General features: G+C 70.3%; 15 protein-coding genes and 1 pseudogene. 9 read left to right on the top strand and 7 right to left on the bottom strand.

Annotation, left to right across the window (positions count from 1 at the left end):
* The first annotated feature begins 10 nt into the window (after positions 1-10).
* From ABZ928_RS39190 to ABZ928_RS39210, 5 genes are all read left to right on the top strand, one after another.
* Positions 11-649: an RraA family protein gene (locus ABZ928_RS39190; protein WP_361529690.1), complete on the top strand. Its 639-nt coding sequence runs from the start codon at positions 11-13 to the stop codon at positions 647-649.
* Positions 646-1,713: a D-2-hydroxyacid dehydrogenase gene (locus ABZ928_RS39195; RefSeq protein WP_361529693.1), complete on the top strand. Its 1,068-nt coding sequence runs from the start codon at positions 646-648 to the stop codon at positions 1,711-1,713. Before ABZ928_RS39190 ends, ABZ928_RS39195 begins: the two co-directional genes overlap by 4 nt.
* 276 nt (positions 1,714-1,989) lie before the next feature.
* Positions 1,990-2,310, top strand: a complete 321-nt coding sequence (locus ABZ928_RS39200) for a carboxymuconolactone decarboxylase family protein (protein WP_361529696.1) — start codon at positions 1,990-1,992, stop codon at positions 2,308-2,310.
* 69 nt (positions 2,311-2,379) lie between these two features.
* Positions 2,380-2,814: a cupin domain-containing protein gene (locus ABZ928_RS39205; protein WP_361529699.1), complete on the top strand. Its 435-nt coding sequence runs from the start codon at positions 2,380-2,382 to the stop codon at positions 2,812-2,814.
* Positions 2,811-3,668 (top strand): aldo/keto reductase, encoded by an 858-nt coding sequence (locus ABZ928_RS39210; RefSeq protein WP_361529702.1) that lies wholly within the window; start codon positions 2,811-2,813, stop codon positions 3,666-3,668. The genes ABZ928_RS39205 and ABZ928_RS39210 overlap by 4 nt, the downstream gene beginning before the upstream one ends.
* Before the next feature lie 506 nt (positions 3,669-4,174).
* Here ABZ928_RS39210 and ABZ928_RS39215 read toward each other — a convergent pair.
* From ABZ928_RS39215 to ABZ928_RS39230, 4 genes are all read right to left on the bottom strand, one after another.
* Positions 4,175-4,762 (bottom strand): TetR/AcrR family transcriptional regulator, encoded by a 588-nt coding sequence (locus ABZ928_RS39215; RefSeq protein WP_361529705.1) that lies wholly within the window; start codon positions 4,760-4,762, stop codon positions 4,175-4,177.
* An 85-nt stretch (positions 4,763-4,847) separates the two neighbouring features.
* On the bottom strand, positions 4,848-5,366 hold the full coding sequence (locus ABZ928_RS39220) for a hypothetical protein (RefSeq protein WP_361529708.1): 519 nt from the start codon (positions 5,364-5,366) through the stop codon (positions 4,848-4,850).
* A gap of 65 nt (positions 5,367-5,431) precedes the next feature.
* Entirely contained in the window at positions 5,432-6,865 is a 1,434-nt protein-coding gene (locus ABZ928_RS39225) for an APC family permease (RefSeq protein ID WP_361529711.1), read from the bottom strand.
* Complete coding sequence (locus tag ABZ928_RS39230; protein WP_361529714.1) at positions 6,858-8,825, bottom strand: primary-amine oxidase; 1,968 nt, start codon at positions 8,823-8,825, stop codon at positions 6,858-6,860. The genes ABZ928_RS39225 and ABZ928_RS39230 overlap by 8 nt, the downstream gene beginning before the upstream one ends.
* A gap of 930 nt (positions 8,826-9,755) precedes the next feature.
* On the opposite strand from ABZ928_RS39230, the gene ABZ928_RS39235 reads away from it, so the two are divergent.
* Entirely contained in the window at positions 9,756-10,010 is a 255-nt protein-coding gene (locus ABZ928_RS39235; protein ID WP_361529717.1) for a hypothetical protein, read from the top strand.
* 101 nt (positions 10,011-10,111) lie between these two features.
* Here the strand turns inward: ABZ928_RS39235 and ABZ928_RS39240 are convergent, their stop codons facing one another.
* On the bottom strand, positions 10,112-10,987 hold the full coding sequence (locus ABZ928_RS39240) for a LysR family transcriptional regulator (protein ID WP_361529720.1): 876 nt from the start codon (positions 10,985-10,987) through the stop codon (positions 10,112-10,114).
* A gap of 123 nt (positions 10,988-11,110) precedes the next feature.
* On the opposite strand from ABZ928_RS39240, the gene ABZ928_RS39245 reads away from it, so the two are divergent.
* The gene (locus ABZ928_RS39245) at positions 11,111-12,109 is read left to right on the top strand and encodes an NADP-dependent oxidoreductase (RefSeq protein WP_361529723.1); all 999 of its coding nucleotides are present in this window, start codon (positions 11,111-11,113) and stop codon (positions 12,107-12,109) included.
* Positions 12,106-12,507: a nuclear transport factor 2 family protein gene (locus ABZ928_RS39250; protein ID WP_361529726.1), complete on the top strand. Its 402-nt coding sequence runs from the start codon at positions 12,106-12,108 to the stop codon at positions 12,505-12,507. The genes ABZ928_RS39245 and ABZ928_RS39250 overlap by 4 nt, the downstream gene beginning before the upstream one ends.
* Before the next feature lie 374 nt (positions 12,508-12,881).
* Here the strand turns inward: ABZ928_RS39250 and ABZ928_RS39255 are convergent, their stop codons facing one another.
* Positions 12,882-16,055, bottom strand: coding sequence for an AAA family ATPase (locus ABZ928_RS39255; RefSeq protein WP_361529729.1), 3,174 nt, complete (start codon positions 16,053-16,055; stop codon positions 12,882-12,884).
* A gap of 735 nt (positions 16,056-16,790) precedes the next feature.
* Between ABZ928_RS39255 and ABZ928_RS39260 the strand changes: the two are divergent.
* Positions 16,791-17,063: pseudogene (locus ABZ928_RS39260) on the top strand (DUF4188 domain-containing protein); the annotation flags it as partial.
* Here the strand turns inward: ABZ928_RS39260 and ABZ928_RS39265 are convergent.
* Positions 17,038-17,772 carry a glycoside hydrolase family 16 protein gene (locus ABZ928_RS39265; RefSeq protein WP_361529732.1) on the bottom strand — a complete coding sequence of 245 codons (735 nt, stop codon included), beginning with the start codon at positions 17,770-17,772 and terminating at the stop codon, positions 17,038-17,040. The pseudogene ABZ928_RS39260 and the gene ABZ928_RS39265 sit on opposite strands and share 26 nt — an antisense overlap.
* Positions 17,773-17,870: the final 98 nt, after the last annotated feature.

Consider the following 17,870-nt stretch of genomic DNA (forward strand, 5'->3'; position numbering starts at 1 on the left):
GGAAGTGGCGATGCCCCAGGACAACGTGCGCGTGAACCCCACATGGGAACGCGTCGACGAACACCTGCTCAAGCAGTTCCGCGGCCATTCCGTCGCGAACCTCGGCGACGCCCTCGACCGGCTGAACATCGTCGACGGTGGGATCGCCCCCATCTGGAGCGGCGCCAGGGCCGTCGGCACGGCACTCCCGGTCCTCACGGTCGCGGGCGACAACAAGGCCGTGATCGCCGCGCTCGAGCACATCCGGCCCGGAGACATCCTCGTCATCAACGCCTTCGGCTACGACGGCCGCGCGATCATCGGCGACAACCTCGCCCAGCGGTTCGCCGTGCACGGCGCCGCTGGGGCGGTGGTCGACGGGTACGTACGGGACGCCGCGATCATCGAACGGCTCGGCGTCCCGGTCTTCGCCCGGGGCCTGACTCCCGCCGGACCCTTCAAGAACGGTCCGGGCACGATCGGCGAGGCCGTCGCGATCGGCGGCGTCGTGGTCAACCCGGGCGACATCGTCGCCGCGGACGGCGACGGAGTCATCGTCATCCCCCCGCACCGCGCCGAAGAGGCGCTCGCCGCCGTCGAGGAGATCGTCGCCCGCGAGGAAGCGCTCGACGCCGAGGTAGAAGCGATGCGCCACACGGCCGCCCGATGAGCGGCGAGGGCCGGGTTCCGGGCCGCCTTCGCGTGGCTGTCGCCGCGCCGCTGTCCGAGGAACTCCGCGCGCTCGTAAGGACCCTGGAGCCGCGCGTCGACCTGGTGGTCGACCACTCCCTCCTCCCTCCGATGCGCTGGCCCGCCGACTTCGCCGGCGACCCGGCCTGGCAGCGCACCCCCGAACAGCAGCGCGCCTACGAAGCCGCCATCGACTCGGCGGACGCCCTCTACGGCATCCCCGACGTCGACCCGGCCGCCCTGGCCCGCACCGTCCGCGCCAACCCGCACCTGCGCTGGGTGCACACCATGGCCGCGGGCGGCGGCGGCCAGGTCAAAGCCGCCGGGCTGACCGACGAGGAACTCCGCAGGGTCGCCTTCACCACCTCGGCCGGAGTGCACGGACGTCCGCTCGCCGAGTTCGCCGTCTTCGGCGTGCTCGCGGGCGCCAAGGACCTGCCCCGCCTGCACCGCCAGCAGCACGACCACGAATGGAGCGGCCGCTGGACGATGGGACAGGTGAGCCGGCAGACGGTCCTCGTCCTCGGACTCGGCGGCATCGGCGCGGCCGTTGCCGCCTCGCTGCACGCGCTGGGCGCGACGGTCGTCGGCACGAGCCGCAGGAACGTCGAGGTCCCCGGCGTCTCCACCGTGATCCACCCCGACCGCATCACCGAGGTGGCGCCCACCGTGGACGCCGTGGTGAACACGCTCCCCGGAACGGACGCGACCGAACACCTCCTCGGCAAACGGTTCTTCGACGCCCTGCGCCCCGGAGCGACCCTCGTCAACGTCGGTCGCGGCACCGTCGTCGACGAGGCCGCCCTGACCCACGCCCTCGACTCGGGCAGGGTCGGCTTCGCCGCGCTGGACGTCTTCGAGACGGAACCGCTGCCCGTTGACAGCCCTCTCTGGGACCACGACCGCGTGCTGGTCAGCCCGCACACCGCGGCGCTCGACGCGGCGGAGGACCGCCGTATCGCCGAACTCTTCGCCGCCAACGCCACCAGGTTCCTCGACGGCCAGGAACTGGCCAACCGCGTGAACATCGTCGAGTTCTACTGACCAGCCAGGGCGACGTTGCCGGGACCTCGGCCTCGGCATCGCCGAGGGGCGCGCTCCCAACGCCAGGAGGAGAAGAGCACGGCTGGGAGGTTCTGCCAGTACCTGGAACGGCAGGGCCTCCCGCACACCTGTGATCTGCGGTTTCCTCGATGCTGTCAGCGGATGCGGCCCCGGGTTCCGGAAGGCGGACGCGCCCCTGGGATGCCCGTCGGCCCCGGGCGGCCGACTGTGGACAAAGAAGCATTTCGTGTTCGTACCATTGCAAGGAGTCACCTCATGGCGAAGCAGTCCGCGCCTCAGGAACTGGCCGGCATCGCGCCGAAGCTCGTCGAGCTCACCGACGAAGTCCTGTTCCAGGACGTGTGGGAGCGCCCCGGGCTCTCCCCGCGGGACCGCAGCCTGGTCACGGTCAGTGTGCTGGCCGCCCTCTACCGCAGCGAGCAGTTGCCGTACCACCTGGGTGTGGCCCTGGAGAACGGGCTCACGGTCGAGGAGCTGTCCGAGGCGATCACGCACCTGGCGTTCTACGCCGGATGGCCCAACGCGATGACCGCGATCACCCTGCTGAAGAAGATCGCGGACGAGCGCTCCGCCTGATCCCCGCGCGAGCAGCAAACCGGCCCCGCACTGCCAGCGGGGCGTAGTGAACCAAGGCAAAGGAACAAGATGGCCGGCAACGGATTCGACCAGATCTTCCCGCTCGGCGAGAAGAACGACGCCTTCGCGCAGTACTTCATCGGCCAGAGCTACCTGGCGCCGCTCGCCTCGGGCAGCGTTCCCGTCATGAACGTCTCCTTCGAGCCGAGCTGCCGCAACAACTGGCACATCCACCACGGCACGGACGGCGGGGGTGACCAGATCCTGCTGTGCACGGCGGGCAGCGGCTGGTACCAGGCCGAGGGCGAGGACCCCGTCAGCATGGAGCCGGGAACGGTGATCCGCGTCCCGGCGGGCACGAAGCACTGGCACGGCGCGAAGGCCGACTCGTGGTTCTCCCATCTCGCCTTCATCACGCCGGGCGAGAACGTCAGCAACGAATGGCTCGAGCCGGTCACCGACGAGGTGTACGGCAAGCTGCCGAAGAACGGAACGCACGCATGACCGTCCTGAACGAGACCTACACGCTGTCCAACGGCGTCGAGATTCCCAAGCTCGGGCTCGGCACCTGGTTCATCGACGACGACAAGGCGGCCGACGCGGTCCGTGCGGCCGTGGAGACCGGCTACCGCAACATCGACACCGCCCAGGCGTACGGCAACGAGCGCGGCGTCGGCGAGGGCGTGCGCACCGCCGCGGTCCCCCGCGATCAGCTGTTCGTGTCGACGAAACTCGCTGCCGAGATCAAGGACTACGACGAGGCGGTCGCCTCGATCGACGAGTCGCTCCGGAAGCTGGGCCTGGAGTACATCGACCTGATGCTCATCCACAGCCCGCAGCCGTGGGACGACTTCCGCGGCGGCGACTACGCCGAGGGCAACCGGGAGGCATGGCGCGCCCTGGAGGAGGCCCACCGGGCGGGCAAGATCCGCTCCATCGGCGTCTCCAACTTCCAGCAGCAGGACCTGGACAACCTCCTCCAGGGCGCGACGGTCGTACCGCACGTGAACCAACTGCTCGTCCACGCGGGCAACACCCCCTCCGAGCTCCTGGACTACTGCGCGGGCAAGCAGATCCTCGTAGAGGCGTACTCGCCGATCGCCCACGGCGCGATCCTGGAGAATGCCGAGGTCAAGGCGATGGCGGAGCGGTACGGCGTGTCCGTCCCGCAGTTGTGCATCCGCTACACCCTGCAACTGGGCACGGTGTCACTGCCCAAGACCGCCAACCCCGACCACATGCGCTCCAACGCCGAGGTCGGCTTCGAGATCTCCGACGCCGACATGGACGCCCTGAGGGCCCTGCACGATGTGGACTACGGCGACCACAGCGCCTTCCCTGTCTACAGCGGCAAGTGATGCCATGTCGATGACCTTCTGTTCTGTTGCTGGTGTGGGGTTGTTGTTGTCGGCGTCGGGACTGTCGGTGTGCAGCAGCTCCAGGACACGGGATGTGCGGCGGCGGACGGCGGCAACGGACCGGCGACGACCGGTATCTGACGTACCGTCAGCGGCACGCCCGGCGCTGCGGCGATCTCGGCGTACGGCCTGCGCGCCGCGCGCGTGTCCCGTGACCCACTTGCTTGGTCTCTGACGTTTACCATTCAACTCCTGCGTCAATATTGTCCATCTCGTCGAGGTCGGACGGTCCGTGGGAATCCCGGGTCGGTGAGGTGAACGGCCGTGGCCGCGCAAGCCGGGCGGTTCGAACCGGGCTCTACGGAGAAGGCGACAGGCGGCCGGAGTTGTGCGCGGTGCCTCGTCAACGGCGGACCGGCCGCCGTCGGTCATGTAACGGACGCGCGCTCCAGACAGGTCCGCGGGAGGCCGGTCATGCCGCAGGGAACTCGGGCGGCGGTGAGACGTCAGGGGGCCAGCGCGCCCAGGAGTTCGTCGAGAACCGCTTCCTGGCGCCGCGGCGTGGTGGAAGGGACGAAAAGGGCGTTGATCTGCAAGCCCATGAGGGCGGCGAGGAGGCCGTCGATGACGGCCTCGTCCGGCGTTGCGGTGGTGACGTCGCCGTCCTCCCGGGCCTGTTGGAGATAGCCGTGCATCTGGGCCCGCCAGGTGATCATGACGGTCTCGTGGACGGCGGCCATGCGGTCGTCGTGCAGGGCACGGTCCCAGAAGGCGATCACGACGCGGGCTTCCAGGAGCCGTAGTTCGTCCAGCGGCATGATCTCCCGGCAGAGCAGGCGCAGCGCGGTGAGTCCTCGCTGTTCCCCGATGGCGTGGCTCGCCCGGACGTTGGTGGCGTCGAAGGCGTGTTGGAAGGCTGCCTGGAGGATCTCGTCCTTGTTCCGGAAGTACCCCGACAGGGCGCCGTTGGCGTATCCGGCCTCGGCCGCGAGTTCCCGCATGGTGACGGCGTCCAGTCCACGGCGCGCGATCAGGGCCCACACCGCCTCGACGATCTCACGGCGCCGCGCGTCGTGATCGACGATCTTCGGCATGTGCCCTTCCCTCCTGGAACCGTCCCGCCGGCCAGGCCCGACCCTAGCTCACGTCGTGCCTGGCCAGGGGAGGGGCAGTGAGGGTTCAGGCGAGCATCGCGGCCATGCTGACCACCATGACAAGGCCTCCGGATTCGCGCAGCATCAGGCTCCGGTACGGCAGTCGGTGCCGCGGAGTACGGGCTGCCGGCCTGATGAGCCCGAGACGTGCGTGGAGGTGGGCGGCAGCCCGAGCTACGGCCCAGCAACCGGTCAGGAAGAGGAAGACCCACGGCTCCCAAGCGGTGGACCCGTGGGTCATGTGCATACCACTCGCGTGGCTGGTCCGGGCGGTGGCCGCGGTGAGCACGACCATGACCGCGAGGTCCGCGACGGCGGCAAGGCGGCGTGCGGGGCAGCCCGTGAAGGCGGTCCACAGACAGGCCAGGGCGATGGCGGCGGCCCCGGTGAGGAGGACGTCGGGGTCGGGGTGCCGGGGCACCATCAGCGCCATGACAGCGAGCACGATCGCGTGGGGTGCCCAGTGGCGGACGGGCCCGGGCAGATGCCCGGCGAGACAGAGAACCGCCCCCGCCGCACCGGCGAGGGCCAACGCGCCCTGCACACATGCCTCCTACTGGTCGCGGGTCGGGAGCAGCGGGGCCCGGAGCCGGACCCCGCCGCCGGGTCTCAGGCGGAAGGACCGTCACTGCGTCGTCGTACGGCGATCAGGGCGCCGATGGCGAAGAACAGGACCACGACACCCTCGAAGAGACCGGCCAGCGCCGCGGAACCCCCGATGAGCGTCGTGAAGTTGTCCAGCACGAGCCACACCACCGCGCACAGTCCCAGTCCGCCCAGCACGGGGGCGATCCGGGTGTGCCAGAGGCGGGAGTCGGCGTCGCCCCGTCCGAAGAAGACCACGACCGCGACGCTGACCAGGATCATCAGCACCAGCACGCCGAGCGTGGCCAGTCCGCTCATCCAGGTGAACAGCTGGAGCACCGGATCGGCCCCGGCGAGGGCGAACACGGCCACGACGACGGCGGCCGAGACCGTCTGGGCCAGCGAACCGATGTGCGGGGAGCCGTGCCGGCCGTGGCTGCGGGCGAGCGCGGCGGGCGCGCTGCCCTGGCGGCCGAGGGAGAACAGGTAGCGGGCGATCGCGCTGTGGAAGGCGAGCAGCGCGGCGAACAGGCTGGTGAGGAGCAGGATTTCCATGAGGTCGGAGGCCGCGCCGCCCACGTACTGACCGGCGACGGCGAAGACCAGCCCCGAGGTGTCCGCGGCGGCAGCGCTCTGCACCTTGCCGGTGCCGACGGCCAGCACCATCGCCCAGCTCGCGAGGGCGTAGAAGACACCGATGAGGACCACGGCGCAGTAGGTGGCCTTCGCGACGCTGCGCTTGGGGTCGCGGGCCTCCTCGCCGTAGATGGCGGTGGCCTCGAAGCCGACGAAGGAGGCGACCGCGAACATCACCCCGATCCCGGGGGAGCCGGACGAGAAGGAGTGCGGGGTGAAGGAGTCGAGGTCGATGCCGTCGGCGCCGCCCTGGACCAGCACCGCGACGGCGACGACCGCGACGATGCCGACCTCCAGCACGATCAGCAGGGACAGCACCTTGGTGCCGACCTCGATGTTGCGGTAGCCCAGCACCGCGACGAGCGTCAGGAGGAGCCCGCTCCACGTCCACCACGGCAGGTCCGGGCCGCCGTACTTGGTGACCAGTCCGCCCGCGGTGACCCCGGCCAGGCCGTAGATGCCCGCCTGGATGGCGCTGTACGTCAGCAGGGCGAGCCCCGCGGCGCCGGTGCCGGTGACCCTGCCGAGGCCCGCGGTGACGTACGAGTAGAAGGCACCGGCGTCGACGACGTGGCGGCTCATCGCCGCGTAGCCGACGCTGAACAGCAGGAGGACGGCGGCGACGAGCAGGTAGGCGGCGGGGACGCCGGGGCCGTTGCCGATGGCGAACATGACGGGCAGGGCGCCGCCGATGGCGGTGAGCGGAGCGGCTGCCGCGACGACGAGGAAGACGATGCCGGTCACGCCGATCGAGCCGCGCAGGCCGGGAGCGGGAGCGGCCTCCGCAGAGCCCGTATCGGGTTGTGCGGTCAGGTCAGCCATGGTGGTCCTCCGGTGCGCAGCAGGCGTGGGCGGTCGGAGTGGGGGGAACGTCGAGCGTGGGGTTGCGGTCGAAGAAGCCGACGGGCTTGAGCTTGAAGCCGGTGTAGTCGACCGGCATGATCGGCCAGTCCTCCGGCCGGGGGGCGTGGGTGAGGCCGAAGGTGTGCCATACGACGATGTCCTGGCCGTTGCCGTCCCCGTCGAGGTCACGGTCGGCGGCGGCGTACGCGGGCAGCCCGGCCCCGCCGGGGTGCTGGTTGACGAAGTCGCCTGCCGGGTAGCGCTCGGCCGGGTCGTAGCGGGTCACCCACAGGTGCTTGGTCGCGAAGGCGGCACGGGCGGCGACGGACGAGTCCGGGTCGGCGAGCAGGGCGGGCTTGCCTTCAGGGAGGAGCGCGTACGCCACCGGCTGGCCGAGGCGGTTGAGGGAGGCGGGGTTGGAGATGTGCCAGACCCGGTCGACGCCCGCGTCGGCCATGCGTTGCGCCTCGCTCTCCCGGGTGAGCGGGGTACGGCGCAGGGCGAAGGCGTTGCCGCGCGGGTTGTCCGGGCCGATCGGCACCCGGGCCGTCTCGACCTCCTCGACGCGGTTGGCGGTGCCGTCGACGGCCATGTCGAGGCGGGCGCTGAACAGGTGCTGGTGGTACGGCGCCCCGAGGCCCGGGGCGATCTCGGTGGAGTAGGGGTAGTCGCCGCCGGGGTGGGCGGAGGTGAAGACGACGCCGGTGGCCTTGGCCTCGAACTCGATGGTGCCGTCGAGGTAGAGGTACCAGTAGAAGCCGTAGTCGTAGTTGCCGACGGTGGTGAAGAAGGAGAGCACCATGCGCCGCTGGCGCCGGGTCTCGGCGGACCCGGCCCACAGGTCGGTGTGCTTCCAGAGGATGCCGTAGTCCTCCTCGTGCAGGCAGATCGCGTTGGTGAGGGTCTTGGGGGTCCCGGTCTCGTCGGAGATGACCGCGTCCAGGTAGGTGATGTCGCCCAGGCAGTCGCAGCCGAGCTGGAGGGCGTTGGCGTACCGGCCGATGAGGTACTCGCCGGTGTCGAAGTAGTTCTGCCAGGACCGCACCGGGGAGGGGTCCGCGTAGGGGACGACCATCTCGGCGATCGACGCGCGGTGGACGACCGACCGTCCGGCGAAGGCGAGCTGATGGAGGATCAGTCCCTCGCGGGCGTCGAAGCCGATCCGCAGCGTCCAGTTCTCCCAGGTGAGCAGGTTGCCGTCGAGGGTGAAGCTGGGGCCTTCGGGCTGGGTGATCTCGATGGGCTTCTGGCTGGTGCGCAGGGGGCCGGTGACGGCGGGGTCGTCGAAGTTGCCCGACTCGGTGGGGATGGGGACCGGGCCGTGGTCGAGGACGCGGTCGACGGTGCGGTTGAGGACATCGACGTAGGCGACCAGTCCGTCGACCGGATGGGCCCAGGCGTGATCCGTGGCGTGCTCCTGGACGAAGGCCAGGCCGCGCAGGATGCGGCGGCCGCGTTCCTCGGGGTACTCGTCGGCGTAGACCCCGGCCGACAGGGGCGCGACCCGTACCTGGGAGACGTCCAGGTCCCGGCTCCTGAGCGCGGCCAGCCATCGTTCGTCGGCGGCCAGGATCTCCTCGACGAGTGCGAACTCCTCGTCGAGTACGGGGAGTTGGCCTTCGGTGGCGGCGTCGAGGATGCGATCGGAGTCGACCCGTCCCTGAGTGAGGGAGACGATCACGTCCCGGGCCGGCCCGCCTGCCGGGTCGGTGTCGAGCAGCAGCACTCTCACCCGCCGGTCGACCGGAGCCCCCGGCGTGTGGGCGAGCAGGTCGTCCTTGGCCGGTTCCTCGAGGCCGAGGTAGGCGAAGCGGGTCGAGTGCGTGAGGAGACCGGCATCGGCGAGTGTCCGGCGGGCGGTGTCGATCTCCATGGTGGTGAGGGGGTCGAGCGGATGGAGTTCTGTCGGGACGGGCGAGGGCGGTGTCAGGACGTCCATGGGTGATTCCCCTCCGGGGGCATGCCGCGCATCTTTTTTCTACGGTCGTAGACAAAAGATGTGCGGGTCGCGTTTCACCCGTGACCTTCACCTGTTTCTCCGCCGTTAAAGGCGTACGGGATCGTCCCCGGTCGGTGCGAGCATGCCGAGCCGGGCGCAGCCGAACTCGGCCCCGGCGTGGGCGTTCACATCCATCGCGCGGGAGGGCTCATACTTGTGCGGCGAGCCCGCCGCGACACCGCCGCGATCACCGCGATCGAGATCACCGTGCACCCACCGGCCCTGCCCGACACGCAGGACCCGAGCCGGGCCCTCCGGCCGCTGGGGCCAGGCCGCCGGCTCTTGGCCGCGGATTCCCGCAGTTCATGGCCTCGTGGTGATGGTCGGAAGCGGCTTCTCCCGGAGTTCGCGACGAGGACTTGTCCGGCCGATCATGTTGCTGGCTAGGGCGCGAGCGTGTCCAAGCCGAGCGCGAGCAACGAGACCAGCGGCATGGTCTGCCTGTGGGTCGAGCCGTGGGCCGAGACATGGTGATCACGATGTCGCCTCACAGCGGCCCGTTCCCGATCTCGGCCCGCTGGTAGCCTCTGCACGCGCTGACCAGCGCAGCCGTCCTGGAATTGATCCTGCGGCTCCGTTCTTGGAAAGAGTGACGTGATCAAGCGGGTGCACATGACCGCCGGTGTGGTTTTGGCGGCAGTCATAGTCTTGTCCGGATGCGGCGCTACGAAGTCGGACAAGGCGAAGTCCACTCCGCAGCCTGCGTCAACGGCAGGAAGGTCTGGCAGCGCGGTCGGCGCCCCCAGTGCCGACTCCGCGTCGAGTACCGGTGCAAGCGGCGGCAAACAGAGTTCGCGGTCGACCGCCCCTTCCACCCCCACGGCGTCCCCCTCCGCCACTGCTGCCCGGCCTCTGAAGGACGGCACCGCCGTGCTCACGCACTGCGCGGACACGGACGACCCGTACGTGACCGTCGCGGTCCGGAATCCGAACGGGCGCCAGGGTCTCTTCGGCGTGAAAATCAGCTACAAGAACGCAAACGGCTTCACCATGGCCGAGACCTACGACCAGGTGTCGGTGCCTGCGAAGAGCAAGGCGAAGGTCCGGGTGGCCGTGGCCGGCGCGGGACCCGTGGACGAGATCGCTCGCTGCGAGGTCAATCCACGGGCCACTGCCGTGCGGTGACGGCCCACGGAGCTCACCTCGTCCCAAAACGGCCTGGGTGCCGCGCGACGATGGGACGCGTGATCGCCCGGACAGCGCCTCGTTGCCCGACCTGGTCCCGGTCAGGATGCCGGGGCGGTCAGGACGGCCTTGGCAGCCAGCCGGAGATTCCTGATCATCGGATTCGGGTCGCCCTTGCGGCTGACCAGGACGACCCGGCTCGGGGGAGCGCCCTCGACCGGGACGGTGACGAGGTCGGGACGCAGTGAGCTACGCCGGTCGCCGACCGGTAGCACGGCAATCGCCTTGCCGCTCGCGACGAGTTCGAGCTTGTCCTCGTAGCTCTCGATCGGCGGCACGCCGGCCCCGAGGATCCGGTAGGAAACCCAGTCCGCGGTCTCGAACGCGCACGGTGCCGCCTCTTCGCCGGCCAGTTCGTCCGCCGTCACCGACGCGCGGTCGGCCAAGGGATGGTTGCGCGGGACGACGAGCATTCGGGGCTCCTCGTACAGCGGAGTGGTGAGCACGTCGTCGGCGACGAATGGCAGCGGGGCCCGCGCGATCAGGGCGTCGACGCGCTTGTCGGACAGTGCCCCGACGTCGCGGCAGTTCAGATGCCGGGTGGCGATCTCGGCGTCGGGGTGGCGGTGGCGCAGTTCCCGTACGGCGGCGGTGATCACCAGGTCTTCGACGTAGCCGATGGCGATGCGTTCGGTCTGGGCTTGTTCCCGTACGGCCTGCTCGGCCTGGCGGGCGGCTTGCAGCAGGGCTTGGGCCCGGGGGAGGAACGTCTGGCCGGCCGGAGTGAGCCGGGTGCCCTGGGGGGTGCGGTCCAGGAGTCGTGTGCCGAGGTATTTCTCGAGCCGTTGGATCTGACGGCTGAGCGCCGGCTGGGCCACGTGCAGGTCGGCGGCGGCCCGGCCGAAGTGCTCATGCGCCGCCACCACGGTGAAGTAGCGCACCAGCCGCAGTTCCAGGTCCTGCCCGAGGTCGTTCACCCTTGCAGGGTACGCGTCATGCCGTTTCGGAATGATCGGGTTGCCGATCAGGTCTTGGACGGCCCGCCCACCTCGGGCTTTGACTCAAGGGAGCAACGTTTCCCCGAGAAAGCGACAGGCGCGATGAAGGCGATCCAGTTCCACGCAGCGGGCGGGCCGGAAGTTCTGCGGTACGACGAGGTGCCGGTTCCCGAGATCGGCCCGGGCGAGGTGCTCGTCCGGGTGCACGCGGCGGGCATCAACCCGCCGGACTGGTACCTGCGGGAGGGGATGAAGGTCATGCCGCCCGAGATGAGGCCGGTGCTGGAGTTCCCCCTCACCCCTGGAACGGACATGTCGGGCGTGGTCGAGGCGGTCGCTCCAGACGTCCGCGGGTTCGCCGTTGGCGACGAGGTCTTCGGGATGCTGCGGTTCCCCGGCTTCGACGGCCGGACGTACGCCCAGTACGTGGCCGCGCCCGCTTCTGACCTGGCGCACAAGCCGGCCGGTGTCGACCATGTGCAGGCGGCCGGGGCGCCGATGGCCGTGCTGACGGCCTGGCAGTACCTGGTCGATCTCGGCCACGACGTGCCGTCTCCTTTCACCGGCCAGGTGCACCAGCCGGTGCCGCTCACGCCGGGGATGACCGTGCTGGTCAACGGGGCCGCCGGGGGAGTGGGCCACTTCGCGGTGCAACTGGCGAAATGGAAGGGTGCACACGTCATTGCGGTCGCCTCGACCCGGCACGAGGGGTTCCTGCGCAAGCTCGGCGCCGATGAGTTCATCGACTACACCACGACACAGGTCGCGGACGTGGTCAGCGGTGTCGACCTGGTGATCGACACCGTCGGCGGCCCGGACAGCGCACGCTTCCTGACCGTGCTCAAGCGCGGAGGCACGATGCTTCCGGTGTTCTTCGCCGAGTACGACCCGGAGGAGACGGCGCGCCTGGACATCACCGTCTCGAACATTCAGGTGCGTTCCAACGGCCCCCAACTCGCCGAGATCGGGCGCCTGTTGGACGAGGGCGCACTCACGGTCGGGGTGGACAGCACCTACCCGCTGTCGGGAGCGGCCAACGCCCACACGCGAGCCGCGCAGGGCCACATCCAGGGCAAGATCGTGCTGACGGTGGCCTCGTGATCGCCGAACTCCAGCAGACGGTGGCGAACTTCGCCCACGCCCTGGACGAGCTGAATGTGCCCGAGCTGGAAACGGTCCTGACCGAGGACACCACCTGGACCATCACGATGCCCGGAAAGCCGCTGCTCGGCCCGGTCGCCGGACGAGCGGCGGTGCTCGACTTCATCCGTGCCGGGCACTCGGCCCAGACCGGAAGGGTGCGGCACCACCTCGGCAACGTCGCAGCCGCGAAGGCGGACGCCGCCACCGCCGAGGTGCGGGCCTATCTGCTGCAGACGCGAAACACCGGCGAGCGCATCCAGTTGATCTCGACCGGGGTCTACATGTTCAGCCTGCGACGGTACGACGGCAGGTGGCGGATCGCCGAGCTCGCCCTCACGTTGGACAACGCCTTCTAGCCAGAGTGGTGATGCCCTGCGCTGCCGGTTCAGCCGGCAGCCTCGGCGTTGTCGGGCAGACGCAGGGCGTGGAGGCTGCGGAGAGTCGGCCAGATAGGTGGAGTCGGAGGCCACGCTACGCAAGGGGTTGGGCGGGGCGATGACGGGACAGCCGTCGCGGATGAGCCGGGCGGCGACCCCGTTCCAGCCGGAGGCGTCGGCGAACGCCCCGTGCACGAGCACCACGGCCGACTTCGGCGCACTGCCTCCTCCGGTGTGTGCCTGTGCGGCGGGCGCGTCGAGTGCGGCGCCCACCACGACCGCGGCCGGTCCGGCCAACAGCCACCGGCGATCCGGCACCGCGACGTACCCTCCACGGTGGCGATGCGCTGTCCTTACGTGTCGGCCAGCCCGGCCAGCAACTCCTCGGCGCGGCGGGCGAACAGGTGGGCCTCGCGCTCGACGGACAGCGCGTACGCCCGTTCGGCAACGGCCCGCACGACGGCGACCGGCTCACCACGTGCCCGCAGCACCCGCGCCCGGAGCAGAAGCACCAGGCTCTCGGCGTAGCGCTGGCCGTACCGGTCGATGGCCGCGTCCGCCCGGTCGAGCGCCACGAGGGCCTCGTCCAGCTTTCCGGCCGCCAGCCACATCTCGCCGAGAAAGCCGTACCAGGTGGCCAGACCCGAGCGGGGCGGGTCGGAGAGCGACCCGGCGATCAGATCCTGCGCTTCTGTGGCGGCGGCGGCCGGGTCCTCGGCGGTCACGGCACGCGCCCAGCAGCGGGCCAGCCGCTGGTAGCTGCCAAGGAAGCCGAACGAGAACGCGGGGTCCGCCGCGATCCCACGCTCGGCCGCGCGCAGTGCCCGCGCCGGGTTGCCGATCAACGCGGCGACCCTGGCGGAGTAGGCCGCCCAGACGGTGATCACGTAGGGATCGTCTCCCGCGGCGGTCTCCATCGTGTCGAGCAGGGCCAGCGCCGCCTCGGTGTCACCGTGCAGTGCGGTCATCATCGCGAGCATCCCGACCCCTATCAGCCGCAGATCGCGCCCGAGCGGGTCCTCCTCCTGGTGGGCCAGGCCATCGAGCACGGTCCAATTGGCCCGGCTCAGATAGCGGAACGCCTCGCCGATGCCGCCGACACCCCACTGGTGGATGCCCCAGGCGTACCAGCCGTAGGCGCGCACCACCGGATCGTCGGACGCCTCGCCCTGCTCCAGCAGCCGGCGGGCCAGTCGGCCGGCGCGGTCCAGTTGGATGCCTTGGGCGTACGCGGCCCAGCGGGAGTAGAGGAAGGCGGCGGCCTCCCGGTCCCGGTCGAGTTCACGGGCGAGGTGTTCGGCCCGCTCCAGCAGGTCGACGGCCGACCCCACGTATCCGGCTCGCATGCCGTCCACCGCGGTGAACAGTGAGAGCGCGTCCAGCTCCAGCTCCGCCAGGCCCGCCGTCCGTGCCACCTGGGCGGCCGCGTGAAGGTGGCGCGCGGCGGCCCCCAGGGCCAGCTTGGCCGCGGCGCAACGGCCGGCCCGCACGAGCGCGGCCGCGGTGCGGGCCGGGTCCGCGAGCGGTCCGGCGGACCACAGGTGGTGGGCGAGGCGCTCGGCCACCAGCTCGGTGTCCGCGGCCCGGTCCTCCAGGGAGTCGGCGACCCGCAGATGCAGCCGAGCCGCGCGCGGCGGCGGTATGTCCTCGGCCACCGATTCGCGGACCAAGTCGTGCGGAAAGCCGAACGAGTACGGGTCGCCGGGCGAAGGCCGGAGCAGACCGAGCCCTTCGCACGACGCGAGGCCGTTCAGACACGTCTCGTAGTCGAGACCGGCCGCGCGGGCCAGGAGCGCGAGGTCGACGGTACGGCCGATCAGCGCGGCGAGCCGCAACAGGTCTCTGGCGTCGTCCCCCAGTGCGGTCATCCGGTCGCGCACGACATCCCGCACCGTGGCCGGCACCGCGGTCCGGGCCGCGGTGGCCTCGGTGAGGACAGCGCCGTCGGCAAGGAACCGGGACAGCTCGCGGACGAAGAAGGGGTTGCCGGCGGTGCGGGTGTGGATGAGGCGGGTGGCACCCGGCCCCGGGTCCTGGCCCGTCTCGCGGCGCACGAGCTCGGCCACCTCGCCCGGGGCGAGCGGGCCGAGCGGGATTCTGCGGTGGCGGGGGAGACGGCTCGCCGCGGCGAGCATCCGCCCCAGTTCCGAACTCGGTGCGGGCGCACGGTCGCGGAGCACCCCGACCACGACAGTGCCGTCCGGCAGCCGGGCCATGAGGTGACCGAGCAGGTCCAGTGAGGCGGCATCGGCCCACTGGAGGTCGTCGACCACGAGCATCACCGGCCGCCGCGCCGACGCCTGACGGACGAGCGCGACGGCCTGCTCGAAGAAGCGGAAGCGGACGCCGCTGTCCGGCAGTACCGACGTCGTGGGGCCGGCACCGTGCGGTGCCACGAGACGACCGAGTTCGCCCGCCCGCCAGCCCTCCCGCGCTCTGGCCGGTACGTCGTCCAGCAGCGCGCCGACGATCTGCACCCAGGGCCACATGGACGGTGTTCCGTCCCCCGGCAGGCAATGGCCCCAGACGACCAGCGCGCCCCGCCGGCCGGCCTCGGCACCGGCCTCTTCGAGCAGGCGCGTCTTGCCCGCTCCGGGCTCTCCTTCGACGATCACGAGCCCCGTCGAGCCGGCGAGTGCCGACTCCAGCGCGTGCCGCAGCACGGCCAGTTCCTCGGCCCGGCCGACCAGGTGGCCGGCGTTCAGCGCTGCCGCGGTGCGTGTCGCCGGCGGCTCGGGGGACGTGTGCTCGGCCGGTGCCCGTTCCAGCACGCGCAGATGGGCCGCCACCAGCGCCGGGCCGGGATCGATGCCCAGTTCCTCGGCCAGCCGGGCGCGGACGGTCCGGAACACCGACAGCGCGTCGGCGGGCCGGCCGGCGGCAGCCAGGACGGCGATGAGACTCGCCTGCACCGCCTCGTGCAGCGGCGCCATCCGGGCGGCCATGTGCAGGGACGGGAGCACACGTTCGGGCTGGTCGAGCGTGATCGCCAGGTCGGCCGCCACCATGCAGGCATGGCGGAACTCGTCGTCCAGCCCCGCGAAGACCGCCATCCCCGTCGCACCGTGGGCGACTCCGTCGTCGGCCGAGCCGCGCCAGAGCCCGACGGCCTCCAAGTACCTGTCCAGGGCCGCGGCGAGGTCCTGCTCCTCGACGTCACTCCGGGCCGCGTCGAGGAGTTCACGGAACCTGACGATGTCCAGTGTTTCGGAGTCGGCCACGAACAGGTAGGTGCCTCCCCGGCGTTGCAGGTACGAGCCTGGTTCCCGCGCGGGCAGCGCCGGCTCCAGCAGCCGCCGTAGCGCGCCGACGTACTTCTGGAGAATGTTGACCGCCGAGGCGGGGACGTCCTCGGCCCAGATGAGGTTCACCAACTCGCTCGTGCTGACCGGCTCGCCCGCACGGGCGAGGAGAATGGCGAGCAGATACGCCTGCTGCGGAGGCCCGGCGTCCAATTCCACACCGTCGCGCCAGACCCGTAGCGGACCGAGGACTTGCAGCTTCAGAGTCGCACCGGAGGAATCCATTCCTTTTCCCAATCCCAGTTCCGGGCTCTCTCGCCGCCATCCGCCGTCCATGGTGACCCAGATCCCGTGGTGGGGAAAGCGGATACTGGCAATTGGTGACAGGAAATGCGACAGAAACCATCAGGGACGAGCAGGACGGCAGGGGAATCGGGGGCAGTTTTCCCCCGGTCATCCGTCCAACGAGGGCTCAGGTTGGCCGAACCCGCTTGACGTCGCCTGAATCATCCGTGAAGGCTGCCGCGAACCGCGTCCCGCTCTCATTCAATTCACGCCCAGTGCCACGCCATGGCTTTGCGTCGAGCGCGAGAGAGGTGAGCCGTCGATGCCGGGCCGACGGACGTGCCCCGCAGTCGCGGTTCGAAGAAGCGGTGGTCGGTCGGACGGCGCGGCCGAAGCAGCCGGCCGCTCCAGTCAATGGCCGACAGCAGCGGCTTCCACGCCGTCACCAAACGCCTTGTCGCCGAAGGCTATTCAGTGATTGCCGCACCGAATCCCCTTCGGGGACTCGCCTTCGACGCGACTACGGCGGCGCGGTCATCTCCACCGCCGCCGAGGGAAACACGAACGTGAAGGCCCGCGCGCAGGCACTGGTGGAGAAGTTCCCCGGCAGCACCGTGTGCGTCTCGCCGGCGGAAGCCGCCCTCTACTCGATCACACAACGCCCGGCCACCGGCGCCGCCCTGGGCGAGCCCGGGCCGTCAGGCCTCCGCCGCCGAAGGCGATGTCGTCGTCTTTCACATCGGGCTGCGCATCAACCGATTCCTGGCTTTCTCCAGTTGGCTGCCGGCCTTCAGGCCGATGCCACGCATGCTGCGCGAGCTGTCCCAGGAGAAGAGCAGCGGCCTGCTCGGCTACAAGGTGCTCTACGGAGGACTCCGAGAGCCCCCTCATCGGAACCTCCCGGTACGACAGCGGCACCCTGCCGGGAGCGCAACGCGTTGCCGCTCTGCGCCTGCCCGTCAGGGTGCTTGGCGGGTTCACCTCAGGGGTTGTACGGCGTGTGGGTGATGGAGGAGACCTTGAGGTAGCGGGCGCCGTCAGAGGTGGCCCAGGTGGAGGAGTCCGGGTTGCCCGGCCAGTCACCGCCGACCGCGATGTTGGCGATGAAGCGCAGTCCCGTCCCGGCCGGGGTCCGGTACCAGGTGGTGCCCGTGATGTTGCCGTCCACGGCGAAGTCGATGTGGTCCGGGAACCAGCTGAACGAGTAGGTGTGGTACGAGTTCGTCCAGCCGGAGGAGTTCGTCCTCGAGAACTGCTGCTGGGCGTTGTTGATGTCGTGGGACGTCTGGTAGACGACACCCGGGTTCTGCCCCACGATCTCAGCGGCGTCGAACTCGGGCAGCCACGGATCCAGGGCTGCCGCCCACACCGCCGGCAACAGCCCCCGTCCGTTGGGCATGTTGGCGGTGAAGCTGTATGTGCCGTAGCCGTACCGCGCCGTCGACTCGACACGGCCCGAGTAGTAGACCCCGCCGCCGGCGTTGTACGCCTTGATCACCAGCGTGTTGCCCTCGTACCAGACGCAGTCCGGACGGTACGTCTCCAACTCGTTGTTGGCGGTCCACCTCGCGTTGATCTTGTTCCAGGAGTTGACGGTCACCGGGGTACCCCAGGATGCGGCCCGTGCGGTCTGCGCACCCAGCATCAGCGAGGGAGGCACGGCCAGTGCGGCACCGAGTATGCGTCTGCGGCTCGGCCGGCGAGATGGAAGGGTCATCGCAGCTCCATTGCTTGGATGAACGAGGGGGGTTGGGAGCGCTTCCACGCTCCACTTGTCGCTGGACTGTAGGAGTCTGTTTGATCTTTGACAAGATA

The organism is Streptomyces sp. NPDC046909 (assembly GCF_040644695.1).
In the GTDB taxonomy this organism is placed as follows: domain Bacteria; phylum Actinomycetota; class Actinomycetes; order Streptomycetales; family Streptomycetaceae; genus Streptomyces.

Bases quoted from the DNA above. Each gene is read 5' to 3' on its own strand.
- ABZ928_RS39190 (WP_361529690.1), top strand. From the start codon at position 11: ATGCCCCAGGACAACGTGCGCGTGAACCCCACATGGGAACGCGTCGAC.
- ABZ928_RS39195 (WP_361529693.1), top strand. From the start codon at position 646: ATGAGCGGCGAGGGCCGGGTTCCGGGCCGCCTTCGCGTGGCTGTCGCC.
- ABZ928_RS39200 (WP_361529696.1), top strand. From the start codon at position 1,990: ATGGCGAAGCAGTCCGCGCCTCAGGAACTGGCCGGCATCGCGCCGAAG.
- ABZ928_RS39205 (WP_361529699.1), top strand. From the start codon at position 2,380: ATGGCCGGCAACGGATTCGACCAGATCTTCCCGCTCGGCGAGAAGAAC.
- ABZ928_RS39210 (WP_361529702.1), top strand. From the start codon at position 2,811: ATGACCGTCCTGAACGAGACCTACACGCTGTCCAACGGCGTCGAGATT.
- ABZ928_RS39215 (WP_361529705.1), bottom strand. From the start codon at position 4,762: ATGCCGAAGATCGTCGATCACGACGCGCGGCGCCGTGAGATCGTCGAG.
- ABZ928_RS39225 (WP_361529711.1), bottom strand. From the start codon at position 6,865: ATGGCTGACCTGACCGCACAACCCGATACGGGCTCTGCGGAGGCCGCT.
- ABZ928_RS39230 (WP_361529714.1), bottom strand. From the start codon at position 8,825: ATGGACGTCCTGACACCGCCCTCGCCCGTCCCGACAGAACTCCATCCG.
- ABZ928_RS39245 (WP_361529723.1), top strand. From the start codon at position 11,111: ATGAAGGCGATCCAGTTCCACGCAGCGGGCGGGCCGGAAGTTCTGCGG.
- ABZ928_RS39255 (WP_361529729.1), bottom strand. From the start codon at position 16,055: ATGGATTCCTCCGGTGCGACTCTGAAGCTGCAAGTCCTCGGTCCGCTA.
- ABZ928_RS39265 (WP_361529732.1), bottom strand. From the start codon at position 17,772: ATGACCCTTCCATCTCGCCGGCCGAGCCGCAGACGCATACTCGGTGCC.